Origin of the sequence: Providencia rettgeri, assembly GCF_001874625.1 — a bacterium.
GTDB classification, from domain to species: domain Bacteria; phylum Pseudomonadota; class Gammaproteobacteria; order Enterobacterales; family Enterobacteriaceae; genus Providencia; species Providencia huashanensis.
Genome location: NZ_CP017671.1, coordinates 1016196 through 1028778, shown reverse-complemented (window position 1 = coordinate 1028778; position 12583 = coordinate 1016196). Strand labels below are relative to the sequence as shown.

The 12583-nt window shown below is 37.9% G+C and carries 13 protein-coding genes; 1 reads left to right on the top strand and 12 read right to left on the bottom strand.

All coding sequences use genetic code 11. From position 1 onward, the window contains the following. Nucleotides 1-669: 669 nt before the first annotated feature. Nucleotides 670-1680, top strand: coding sequence for an FUSC family protein (locus tag RB151_RS04480; RefSeq protein WP_071547771.1), 1011 nt, complete (start codon nucleotides 670-672; stop codon nucleotides 1678-1680). A gap of 408 nt (nucleotides 1681-2088) precedes the next feature. On the opposite strand, the gene RB151_RS04470 is transcribed toward RB151_RS04480, so the two are convergent. The 12 genes from RB151_RS04470 to RB151_RS04415 all read right to left on the bottom strand — a co-directional run bounded on the left by RB151_RS04470 (nucleotide 2089) and on the right by RB151_RS04415 (nucleotide 12575). After that, complete coding sequence (locus RB151_RS04470) at nucleotides 2089-2466, bottom strand: CrcB family protein (RefSeq protein WP_042848762.1); 378 nt, start codon at nucleotides 2464-2466, stop codon at nucleotides 2089-2091. A gap of 12 nt (nucleotides 2467-2478) precedes the next feature. Beyond that, complete coding sequence (gene crcB, locus RB151_RS04465; protein ID WP_042848763.1) at nucleotides 2479-2859, bottom strand: fluoride efflux transporter CrcB; 381 nt, start codon at nucleotides 2857-2859, stop codon at nucleotides 2479-2481. A 150-nt stretch (nucleotides 2860-3009) separates the two neighbouring features. Beyond that, a complete protein-coding gene (locus RB151_RS04460) occupies nucleotides 3010-3609 on the bottom strand; it encodes an ATP-binding cassette domain-containing protein (protein WP_071547770.1) in 600 nt (199 codons plus the stop codon). A gap of 19 nt (nucleotides 3610-3628) precedes the next feature. Further along, nucleotides 3629-4864 carry an SLC13 family permease gene (locus tag RB151_RS04455; protein ID WP_071547769.1) on the bottom strand — a complete coding sequence of 412 codons (1236 nt, stop codon included), beginning with the start codon at nucleotides 4862-4864 and terminating at the stop codon, nucleotides 3629-3631. Between the two features lie 101 nt (nucleotides 4865-4965). Further along, nucleotides 4966-6141 (bottom strand): ion channel, encoded by a 1176-nt coding sequence (locus tag RB151_RS04450; protein WP_042848766.1) that lies wholly within the window; start codon nucleotides 6139-6141, stop codon nucleotides 4966-4968. Nucleotides 6142-6171: 30 nt separating this feature from the next. Continuing rightward, nucleotides 6172-7161, bottom strand: a complete 990-nt coding sequence (yut, locus tag RB151_RS04445; protein WP_071547768.1) for an urea transporter — start codon at nucleotides 7159-7161, stop codon at nucleotides 6172-6174. A gap of 141 nt (nucleotides 7162-7302) precedes the next feature. Beyond that, nucleotides 7303-8268 (bottom strand): urease accessory protein UreD, encoded by a 966-nt coding sequence (locus tag RB151_RS04440; RefSeq protein WP_042848768.1) that lies wholly within the window; start codon nucleotides 8266-8268, stop codon nucleotides 7303-7305. A gap of 2 nt (nucleotides 8269-8270) precedes the next feature. Continuing rightward, nucleotides 8271-8903 (bottom strand): urease accessory protein UreG, encoded by a 633-nt coding sequence (ureG, locus tag RB151_RS04435; RefSeq protein ID WP_048608267.1) that lies wholly within the window; start codon nucleotides 8901-8903, stop codon nucleotides 8271-8273. A 29-nt stretch (nucleotides 8904-8932) separates the two neighbouring features. Then, the gene (locus RB151_RS04430; protein ID WP_042848770.1) at nucleotides 8933-9619 is read right to left on the bottom strand and encodes an urease accessory protein UreF; all 687 of its coding nucleotides are present in this window, start codon (nucleotides 9617-9619) and stop codon (nucleotides 8933-8935) included. 29 nt (nucleotides 9620-9648) lie between these two features. Then, a complete protein-coding gene (gene ureE / locus RB151_RS04425; protein WP_042848771.1) occupies nucleotides 9649-10305 on the bottom strand; it encodes an urease accessory protein UreE in 657 nt (218 codons plus the stop codon). 63 nt (nucleotides 10306-10368) lie between these two features. Further along, complete coding sequence (locus RB151_RS04420) at nucleotides 10369-12087, bottom strand: urease subunit alpha (protein WP_042848772.1); 1719 nt, start codon at nucleotides 12085-12087, stop codon at nucleotides 10369-10371. A 62-nt stretch (nucleotides 12088-12149) separates the two neighbouring features. Next, nucleotides 12150-12575 (bottom strand): urease subunit beta, encoded by a 426-nt coding sequence (locus RB151_RS04415; protein ID WP_042848773.1) that lies wholly within the window; start codon nucleotides 12573-12575, stop codon nucleotides 12150-12152. Nucleotides 12576-12583 lie beyond the last annotated feature (8 nt).

Below are 12583 nucleotides of genomic sequence, written 5' to 3'. Positions count from 1 at the left end.
TACACCTGTCATCTGTGCAAAAAACCAATCTATTTGCTGCGCTCTATCGCCCCAACCGTGCTCAACAAAACCCACCAAACGGACCGAGGGTACAAAAGAGGGTACAAATAAAATCAAATTCAATTAATATTTTTAAATACAACTAGTTATAATGAAAAGTCGATTCCGAGTCCGGCACCACCTCATTATTAACAGACGTCAATCGACGTCTGTTTTCGTTTGTAAAGCCCGCTAATTTCAACACTCTCCTAAGTTTCAACTCGACTCTATCTATTATCAACTTCATTGTCCGAGTGTTGTTTAAGAGTACTCGATATTGTACTCACATCCCCCTCAGGAAGCTCACTATAACTGTGACTGATATATGTGATATTGCCAGCGTAATGTCATTAGGTAAAAATTGACGCTTACCTATGTGAGGCCCATACCGATGCTCTCTTGTTTATCGTGGGCTGCAACAATTTTTATCTGTTAAAAAACCTACTCAGTTTTAGGAACCAACAGAATAACCACCAATTAAGTTTACCAATTAGTTAAAATTTACATAAAAATTAGCTTAATATTATTTAAATAAGCACCTTTGTACATAAAAACAATACGTTTTCCGACTATATAACTTCATTCAAAAATATGATACAAACAACTTAAAAAATGAAATGAGTGAGCAATATGAAAGATATTAATAAAAAATTAAAATATGTTAACTTTAGAAATAACGGAACATTTTTGATTGCAGCAATAGTAAACTCAACTATCTGTTTCTCTTTATTTGGCACCATTGGTGGAGTATTTGGCGTTATAACAACATTATTCTCTAATATCGTCTATGATGCAAAACCTGATAGCAGCAATATTTTTTACATCTTTTTTCTATTATGTTTGGTTATCGTTGGTGGGGGAATTGGTTTTCTACTAAAGCTAACCATTTATTTTTATATCTATTTATTTATCCTATCATATTGTTATTACCTTTTTTACAAAAAAGATGATTATTTAGATCGCACATTTCCATTTTTAATTATTTTTTCCTGTATGGGAACAACGTTAGACTCTATTAGCATTGACTTGCCAATGGCATATCTCTCGGGGGTTGCCGTTAGTTTAGTCATTTTTAGCCTACTGAAACATAAAAACAATGAAATTCATGCGTTTAAAAATGGGTTATTTTCAAAAGCAATTTATCATAGTGACGAAAAAATATATATAAGAGCCTTCTTTTTCAGCTTTTTTCTATTCTTAAGCCTTTCAATACCCGACTATCTAAATCTATACAAACCTTATTGGGCTCCTCTAACATTCATTATGTTACTCCACCCAAAAGAAATGAATATAATAAAAGTTACGTTACTTAGGTTTTTAGGAAGTCTATTAGCAGCAGCTTTTGTCATCACTATGTTTAGTATAACAAAATCAAAAGAAACTTATATTTACTTATCTGTATTAGCTTTAACCATATTTTTTATCCCTACATTTTTCCGTTTAAATTACATGCTAAAGACCTTCTCTATTACTGTATTTGTTTTACTTCTTCTTGAGGAAACGCTATTTTTACATAACCCAACTTATTTACTTCCCATATCAAGGGTATATGAGACATTTATAGGCGGGGTTGTAGCAATCCTTGCTAGCTTGGTTTTAAACATTATAAGGATTATAAAGAAAAGGAAAATCACAAGTTAATAGTAAGGAAAAACAGGGAAGCTTCTTCTTTATAAGCCATGAAGCTTCCTCTCTTTTTAGACCACAACAGACGCTAGTTATGACAAAAAAGCAAATGTAGCTTTATCAAATTTTTGTATATCTATGCACTTATTTTTCACGTCTATTACAATACCAATGGCTAAACCAACGTGTAATGTAAATATAAATCAGAATAACTAATGTAACAATAAAAACATCCATATCTAGAGTTTTAGTATCAAAGCCAATTATACTTATGAAGATCACAGGTGATAATATTAAAAGTATTATATCAAAAAATAATTGTAATCTATAAGGCTTTGAAGTGATCCCATGCCATATTGATTTACCTATTTTCATTTCAAAACCTCTTATTCTCTTATAAATTTAAAAATATTAGTATGATAATTAACTATATTGCTTATTACCTACTGAGTATCCGATATAAATCGCAACAAACCCGATAACGATACTTAAAACCAAATAGCTTATTGCAACTAAGAAGAACTGTGGGTACTTCATTATTTCCACTGCTCCATACACAAAGCTGGAAAATGTCGATAACCCTCCCATGATCCCTGTAGCTAAAAAAGCATTCATCCCTTGGCTTATTTTATTTCTCATAAGTAAGCCTGCAACAATACCCAACAATAAGGATGCGACGATATTTGCTATAAATATGTCAAGAGGGAAATGGTCATTCATGGTTGGAACAGATATCATCAATAACTCGCGACAAATTGCACCAATTGCACCACCAATAAAAACTAAGATCATGATATTCATTTTTAGCCCCTGTTAGTTTGCTAACCAAGCACCAGTAAATGCCGCAGCTAACCCAACTAAAACCGAAAGTAATAAATAAAATAAGGCGAGCAATTTTTGTCTAGTTTGAGTTAACTTCAAGGCATCAAGCTGCATACTACTGAACGTTGTATACCCCCCCAGTAATCCAGTTAAAATTGCTGATTGTAGAAATGCACCATAACGGTCATCCCAATCGATCGCAAAATAACGGCTTAAAAAACCAATAACAAATGCTCCTGAAATATTAATAATGAATGTTGATAATGGGAATTTCCCATGATAGCGCTCCCCCACTAAGCGACCAATCCACCACCGCAGTAATGAACCAATACCGCCGCCAAAACCGACTAATAAAATATCAACAGCTACCATTGCAACGCCCTCTATTTAATATCATAGATATAAAGACATCGTTTTTAGAATTTAAATTAAAGCACACACATTAATTGAACATCGTTAATCAATAATCGTTAAATGACGATATTAAATAGCCAGTAATCTTATTTAGCTTTATAAGATAATTCATTCTGATATTGCCATATTCCAAACCAATGTACACACCTTTTCCAATAGGAACTTATTATGACTAAAAACAATCATCGATAATGGTCTTTCTTCCGAAAGTTGAATTAAAAACTGCCATATATCTTTCTGTAAATGCGCATCTAACTGTGCGGTAATTTCATCCGCAATTAATATTTTTGTTCTTGGGTCTAAGGCTCTTAATAAGGCAATTCGAGCAAGTTCACCACCAGAAAGCTCACTTGGCCTTCTAACCAACCACTCTGATTTAATGAACAACCTTTCAAGGTAGTATGGGTCAGGCTCCCAAGCATCCCTAACACTTTCCCCTACTGTCCGGTACGGGTTAAAACATTTTTCAGGGTGCTGAGGAACTAACTGAATAGGACAATATTCTTTTTGAGATAAACTTTTACCATTAAATAATACATTTCCTTGGGTCGGTATTTGCCATTGTGCTAATACACGGCCCAAGGTTGTTTTACCAAAACCACTCGGTGCTGAAATCCCTAATCGCTCATTTTTATCCAGTGAAAAAGAAAGCGAATCCCATAAGGTTCGGTTATCTTGCTTTATACATAAGTTTTTAACTTCTAACATATTTTCAGCTCTCTATAAGCTAATAGATGGATAACCAAACAACAGCAATAAAAATACAAATGATGGAAATAATACCGCCAGATCTAGTGAACTCTAAAAACGATATTTTAATGCCGTGGGCTGAAGATTGTTCAACGGCAATAATTCCAGCAATACTACCGAATATAAATATATTACCTGCAAAACAAGCACCTAAAATTAACGCTGCACCGAGTAAATCAACATTGCCATGAGGGTAAACAAACTGGATCAATAAAATAACCGTTGGTGTGGTTCCGACAAAAATACTCATCACGATAGTGACTAAAAATAACGTAATCGGGCTATTTAGGTCGATACCTTTACCCAATAAGTAATGTAGTATCTCTTGAGGAATACCCGTATTTGAAAATGCGGCATTAATAATAAATAGCCCCATCATTAGCAGAATTAAGTCACCATCAACATGCTTTAACATGTCACTGGACGCTATTTTTCTGTTTAACAATAAAAAGCATGCTGCCGATAATGCAACAAGCTCACGCGGCAAATCACTGAATAAAAAAGCCAAAATAACAGCAAATAAAACTGTAGCGGCCTTTATTGTTTCCCACCAATTAAATTCAATAACTGAAGGCTCACCACTAGACATTAATAATTTTTTATCTTCAGATAAATACCAGCGGTTACGATAAAGTAAGGAGATCACACACCATACAATTGGAATTGAAAATAATACTGGAATAGCCGTAATATTGAGTATTCCAATAAAAGATAAGTCCAATCCTTGTGCAACAACCATATTTTTAGGGCTACCAATTAAAGAACCGGCGGCACCATTATTGGCAGCAAAGCAAAAGCCAAGTAAAAAAGGAATAGGGTTAAGGCCTCGAGATAACGTGATAGACACCAATAAAGGCGTCATTGCAACGACAACAATATCGTTTGTAAGTACTGAAGCAAGAAGTGCCCCAACAATAATGAAAACCGCCATTAATTTGGGTGGGCTAATATTTAAGCTAGCGACTTTTTGAGCCGCTTGGTGATAAAAACCTGATACCGTAAATGATGCGGATACCACCATTAAACCAAATAATAGCCCAATTGCACTGTAATCAATAGCATCCCAAGATAATTTTGGCGAGATAATCCCAAACCCTATCATGGCCAATGCACCCGCTACAGATGCGCCAGTACGGTCAATTTTAATCCCAGGGAAAGTCCCAAAAGCCATTGCGACGTACACTAAAATAAAAATAATAACGGTTAGATCCATAATAAATTCTCTATCTCTTATCTATATTTTTATTTCTTCGTATAAATGATAAAGCTGTAGATATTCCATAACAGCAATTATACAATTGAGACCCTTGCATACTATGAATCTAAGATGTTGTTTGAAAAGATAATATTTTCCATCACTTGGTTATTAATATTTTCTCCAAAAATCATTTTAATCAACACTTCACTCCCTAAAGATGAGAGAGAAATAAGCAAGTCTGCATGCAATAACTGCATGTTTTCGTAATTTTTATCATCATTGACAGCAATAACACTTTTAATGTTTCCGCCAACAATTTCTTTCGCCGCTAACATAGAAATAGTATTTTCAGAATCAGAGCTACCTAGAATAAATAATGCTTTAGCCTGGCCTAAATTAGCGCTATTTAATGTATGTTTATTAATTTTCTCCGTGGCAATAACTTGCGCATTATCTGGATAGTTCTTTTTCTGTTCTTCATGGCAAAGTACCATGACGTCTAAGTCGCGTTTTCTTAATCCGTGGTAGGTGTTTAAAGCTAAAGGGCTTGCGCCAACAATAATGTAATGGTTTTTCATACGAAATAATCTCTTCTTAACAATTTCTTGTGTGCTCTTTGCAAATACCCCTAGGAAATAGACAATAGAGGTTGTAAAAATTGTAATACCTAAAATAACAATCGAAATTGTAAATAACCTAGCTTCAACACTAATCGGAATAATATCGCCAAACCCGACTGTCGTCATACAAACTAAAGCGAAATAGAATGCGGATGAGATATCAGTAACATGAGGTTGAAATTGTTCGCCTAAATACAAAGTCCCAAATACAGAATAGCCCAGTAGGACGCTTAAGCTCATAAAAGCAACAAAGCCAGCGCCAGATAAGCTATGGCGATTAAATGCTTTCCAATTTGCAATGGCAATAATCAACACTATTAGTGAAAAGGTTCCAGTCAGCGCATTTTCTCTCGCTAATACCAAGTTAATTAACATAATAATGAACAGCATAAAGCAGCTAAATAACCAACCTATACGCAGTCCTAAATAAACAGGAATAGCAAGAATAATGAGCACTACACCAATAGCAAACCTTGGAATATCTAATAATTTAACTAAACCTAAAGATTGTAGCCAATCAACAAAACCTAGATGCTGCGAGTATAAATGGAAATCATAAGTTGAAATGATGGGGGAAATAATCAAGCCCCCATCAGCAAGTATTAATAATGAGAGCACTATGCGTAGCATTCTCATATTTTGAATATATTTATATATTGCATTTTTTTTCATAATTGAATACCAAAAAGTTTTATTGCAATATTATTGCCGATGCTTAGGCATAATATCTTGGTTCGGTACTAAAAATAGCCATGATGCTAGAACAAATGGCATCGTTAAAGTCGGGATACCAAATGGTTCAAGAATAATGTCGAGTGCGCCTTGAACAAATACGGTGAATATCACACCAACGATGGCATAAACCACCACCCGATAGCTCGGTTTATTAAACGTAGAACCTAGAGCAATCGCGGTTAATACAGCGCTAAATGAATATAAACCAGTGTGAATACTCGCAAAATCACCTTTTAAAAAGGTCGCAACGATAAAAGCAAGAAGAGAACCAAATACGGCAAATATCGCCGCCCACATAGAACTCACCGCTAGACCAATTACAAAAATGATACCAACAACCATGCTACTAAGTAAAAATACTTCAGAAATACCACGAAAAATATCAGCGATTAGGTCACTGTGAGGAATTGACCCTATAGGTTCAATAAGTTGTTTTGGCAGAGCAGGAGTTGGTAACGCAACGCCTTCAATACCTAAGAAGTTATAACTCGCGAGCAGAATAATCCATGATACTAAAACAAAAGGAGCAGTTAATGCTGCGACTTTCCAATTTTTTAGAAAATCCATTAAAGAGATAGTGGCTATAACGGAAACAATGCTCCCTAATACGATAGTTAACCAAACAAATGGGGTATTCTCTAAAAAAGTCGGTAGTGCAACTCCAACTAAGCAGCCATTATAACCATAAAGCCCTGAACGCAACGATTCAGTATCTAACTTACTAATATAAGCTGTAAGTGTAGCGACAACGGTGCCTAACAAACAACCTAGAGCGACTTGCGGCATCCCTTCTAAAAAAGCACCGATGAAAATCGCAATAAAAAATAGAAGTCCGGTTAGTGCGTTATTTTGAAACATAACTTGAGCACAGCCACGCAAAACGATATCAATAAATTGTATCGCTATATTTTCGCTGGCCAACTTATTCCAAGCGTTCTGGTTTATTGTTTTTTCCATCGTGAAATTCCTTAATAGGAATATCAGTAGAGAAATTATAAAAATCACTCTACTGATAATATATTAATAAATTACCTTGATAACCCAAAAGGTTATTTCAGTCACTTTATGACTACTGTGTATCTCATTGCTAAAAAATATTTAACGCCATAAAAAAGGTTCTTGTAGCGAAATACCTAATATTTCTTCTCTCGCTATTTGCCAAAAATACCTGACGGCATCCTTCACTTTTGGACTATCAACCCCCAATGCTTTAAATATTAACCCACACTCATTCGGTAATTGAGTTGCCCCAAAAGCAATTTCATTTTTCGGGTCATATATCGCATCTAACCGTTCTAAAATGCGTTCATGATGAATTTTAGGTGTCAGTAAAATCACATTGCCAAAAGTATCGAAGCTATCCATAACCGCAGTAATGTTTAGCGGTGCCTTTTTGGGCTCTAAAATATATTTTTCAACAAACAACTCTTTATTTAACGATGACTCTGCTCGAATATGTGATGAAAAAACATCAAACCCAAACTGCTCATCTGGGTGATGATATTTTCGACCTGACATCAGTATTTCTGAGTAAATCATCGTTGCACTTGGATGAATATTAATCCGCGTGTCAGTAATAAACCGAGAATTACGGTGAGGAATGATTGGGTCTGGTAAATATTCTAAATACCCATCTTCCTCAACGACAATATTCTGGTACTGTGTAGCGTAGTTCGCTTCCATCATATGAACTTTGGTCGCAGACTGCGTTGTCACATGAGCACAAGCCCCCTTTTCAACAATAATATCAAGGGCTTGTCGGTCACCTTGTAATAGGCTACCTGAAGTTGAAATCATCGTGACACAAGGCAGTTGGGGCATCAGTTCATCCCAATAAAGTGCTTTTTGCACTAATGAGGGAACACGACGCTCCATTTCCACCAGCTCACTACGATATTCACCTTGAGCAAACCTTAATTTTAAGTAACCACTTTTACCAACAGCACCACTTTGCATTTGTTTCGGTTCATCTTGATATGCGGCGAGTTCAGGTGCATTGCTGCCTAAAATATGAGCTTTAACACGCGTTGGAGTATTTGCTATATCTGCCCTGAAATTCGTCATCTTTACCCCCTTGGAACTTGGTGCGTAAAGAGGAATTTATCCATGATCATATCAACTAACTCAATAACCCCTTCCCCTGTTTTACAGTTGGTTAGTACATAGGGACGGTCGCCACGAACGATTTTCGTGTCGTGTTCCATCACATCAAGGCTAGCACCAACATAAGGCGCTAAGTCAATCTTATTAATAACTAAAATATCAGCTTGTACTAAACCTGGGCCATTTTTACGTGGAATTTTTTCACCTTCAGCTACATCAATGACATAGATGTAGAAGTCTGCTAGTGCAGGACTAAAAGTTAAAGTAAGGTTATCGCCACCACTTTCAATCATGATCACGTCGCTATCAGGGAAACGTTCTTCCATATCTTCAACTGCAGCAATGTTCATGCTTGGGTCTTCACGTACCGCGGTGTGAGGACATGCCCCCGTTTCAACACCTAAAATTTTCTCTTCATCAAGAATACCTTTCAAGGTACGTTTTACTTGTTTCGCATCTTCGGTCGTCACAATATCGTTTGTGATGATTAGCGGCTTAATGCCTCTTTCAATAAGGATCGGGGTGATCACTTCAATAATTGCAGTTTTTCCTGAGCCAACAGGCCCACCAATTCCGATCCGAGTCATTTTTTTCATCGTTTTTCCCCAAAATTTTTAGTTGTTCGTTAGTTCATAAACAAACGGACAAATGATTTAGTGTGTACCGCAGCTAAGACATCAATAACAGGAACATATGAGGACATTTGTTCTATGTCACCACAGGCTGCGATGTCACAAAAAACCTTAATTTCTTCATTTAATTCAAAAAGAATATGCTGAGTTTCATAGTGAGTGATACGCATTAATCGCATCGCCGCACTTAAAATTGTCATGGCAATACCATATTGGTGCATCACGACAACATCTCTTTCTGTTATTCCTTGTACTGCCATAACCATGGCTTGTATCACCGGCTGGGTTCCCGGAACCTCATTCGCTTTGATTTTTGCAAGCCATCCACTCACTAGTGGATCTTCAAAAATATGAACTGAGATTTCAGCGAGTTTTTTCCCCATTCGGGTTGTCATTATTCGTGCTTCTTCATTCAGCTTACGGTTATTTACAGCCCAATCAATTTTCGCCAATGTGTCGCTATCTTGAGCAAGAGTGGCGCGATGTGCAGCCACAATAGCAATGCAATCTGAATGTGCAGCAACCTTCAAAGACGTGTGAACAAAGGATTTCAGCGTTTCTTTGTCGTGGACAACACCTTTTTGAATGGCGGATTCAACCCCATTTGAAAATGTAAATGCACCAATTGGCAATGCTGAATCACCAAACTGCATAATTCTAATTAGGTCAGATGCTTCCATATCACTTTCCTTACTCATTAACACGAACGTTATTTGTGTGTATGAGAGTGCCCATGGTCATGATGATGATCATGGTTGTGATCGTGGCTGTGCCCATGACTATGGCTGTGTCCGTGGATCTGCCCTAATTCCACATGAACATGCGTATCCGTTTCTTCTGCCCCACCAAATAATAAACGCGCTTCAGAGTGGCTCAATTCAGGTAAAATAGTTTCGCCCTTCACGAAGGTAAAGGTATCTTCACCAAAACCATGCGTGCGCATGACCGACCCCATTACCTTTTCACTTACCGTTAGCGGTACGTAAACAAGGTCTCCCTTTAAAACGGCTTTCCAGTGTTGGTTACCTAATGCATGCCCTAATTCGAAGCTAATACGAATATGTTCTTCTGTACTTAGATTTTTTAGGTGGGATAAGTTGACCATCATGACGTCACGTAAGGAGATCTGAACTATCGTCATTGCGTTGGTAGCTTCATCAAATAGCAAAACGTCGCCATCAGATAACAAGACATTCCTGTCCAGCGCGATACCTAAATCTTGGCCTTTTTCGGTATTTTTACGGCAGCGGCTTTTCTGAGCTTCTCGTTGATCGAGGATCAAAATATCAACATCAGCATTTTTCTGACGTGCTTGCCACACTGGGTCTTTTTTAACATTGCCAAGAATATGTTCAATAATGATCATAATATTACCTTTTATGTTAATTCTGCCCACCACCGGCGGGCAGATAATCCAAACATGTACTGATTAGCTAAAGAAATAACGTTGATTCATTGCAGCTTCGCTAATCGGCTGGCAAGTTGCGTGTTCACCATTCACTTTTACAGCAAAAGTTTCAGGATCAACTTCGATATTTGGTGTTTCACCGTTACGCACTAAATCACGTTTCCCGATAGCTCGGCAGTTATTGACTGCAACCACTTGGCGCTCAAGATCGGCTTTTTCTTTAATGCCATCATCTAATGCTGCTTGTGAAACGAAAGTCACACAGGTGTCATTGACAGTTTTACCCATCGCACCAAACATTGGACGATAGAAAACAGGCTGAGGTGTTGGCAAGGATGCATTTGGATCACCCATTGCAGCCCAGTTGATCATGCCACCTTTAATGACCAGTTTTGGTTTAGCCCCAAACATACGTGGGTCCCATAATACGAGATCGGCCATTTTGCCAACTTCAATCGAGCCTAAGATATGGCTGATGCCTTGAGCAATTGCAGGGTTGATTGTGATTTTTGCCACGTAACGCAGAACACGGAAGTTATCATTACCCGGAGCATCTTCAGGTAGCTTGCCACGGGAAGCTTTCATGGCGTTCGCAGTCTGGACAATACGTAGCCAGTTTTCCCCCACACGCCCCATCGCTTGTGAGTCACTTGAGAACATCGAAATAGCGCCCATATCATGCAGAACGTTTTCTGCTGCAATGGTTTCAGGGCGAACACGGCTTTCCGCAAATGACACATCCGAAGGGATATTTGGGTTCAGGTTATGACATACCATGATCATGTCAAATAGCTCTGACTGGCTATTCACGCCAAACGGTAACGTTGGGTTGGTTGAACTTGGTAATACGTTAGGTTGGCTAACAACTTTAATGATATCTGGAGCATGTCCACCACCCGCACCTTCTGTATGGTAGGTGTGAATAGTTCTACCTTCAAAGGCCTCGATGGTGTCTTCAACATAACCACCTTCATTTAAGCTGTCTGTATGCACTGAGATTTGTACATCAAATTCATCAGCAATACGTAACGCATGACGAATAGCGTTCCCTGTTGCGCCCCAGTCTTCGTGAACTTTCAGCCCCGCAGCACCTGCAACTAATTGTTCGATAAGTGGCTCACGTGTATACGAGTTACCTTTCCCTAAAATACCCACGTTAATAGGTAAACCTTCGATAGCACGTAACATAGAGCGCATGTTCCAAGGGCCTGCCGTCACTGTTGTACCGTTAGTTCCATCAGTTGGGCCAATACCGCCACCAAAGAAAGTTGTCACACCATTTGATAACGCGGCATAGGCTTGTTGCGGAGAAATCAAGTGGATATGGGTATCAATACCGGCAGCCGTTAGGATTAAATGTTCACCAGAGATAGCATCCGTAGATACCCCGACAACCATGCCCGGTGTGATGTTATCTTGAATATTTGGGTTACCACTTTTCCCTACACCAACAATTTTACCCGCTTTAATCCCCACATCGGCTTTAATGACACCTAAACGTGCATCCACGATGGTGACGTTAGTGATAACTAAATCTAAAACGCCATTGTCGCTGGTAAAAGTGTTATTTGCTCCCATACCATCACGTAAAGATTTACCTCCACCATAGACAGACTCTTCGCCATATCCACGTAAATCTTTTTCGATTTCAATATATAAGTCGGTATCGCCTAAACGAATTTTATCGCCTACTGTTGGCCCGAATAAACCGTTGTATTCTTGTCTAGAAATTTTTGGCATGTTATTTACCTTTAATGTTAAGAAGGTGCATTGTTATTCATCATTACTGACATCTAACGCGCTTACTGTTCCTTATGCTTAAAACCACGAGCAATTGCTTTATTTAAGGCGATTGCTTTAGCAGGACGTTCAGTAGCGGCAACGTTGTCACCCGCCCAACCATCAACAAGGTTATTAAACCCATAGACACTTTGTTTTCCGCCATAAGGGATCAGTGAAACTTCTACTTCATCACCTGGCTCAAAACGAATTGCCGTTGTAGAGGCAATATTTAAACGCTTACCGTAAGCCGCTGCACGGTCGAACTCTAATGCATGGTTAACTTCAAAAAAATGAAAGTGGGAACCAATTTGCACAGGCCTGTCACCGGTATTACGGACTTTAATTTTTGTTTCAGGTTTGCCAACGTTGAACTCAATAGGCTCATCTGCAAAAATAACACCACCTAAAGGAGTCGGGGCTTTAATGTTTGTTTTTGAATTACTCATATTTCACC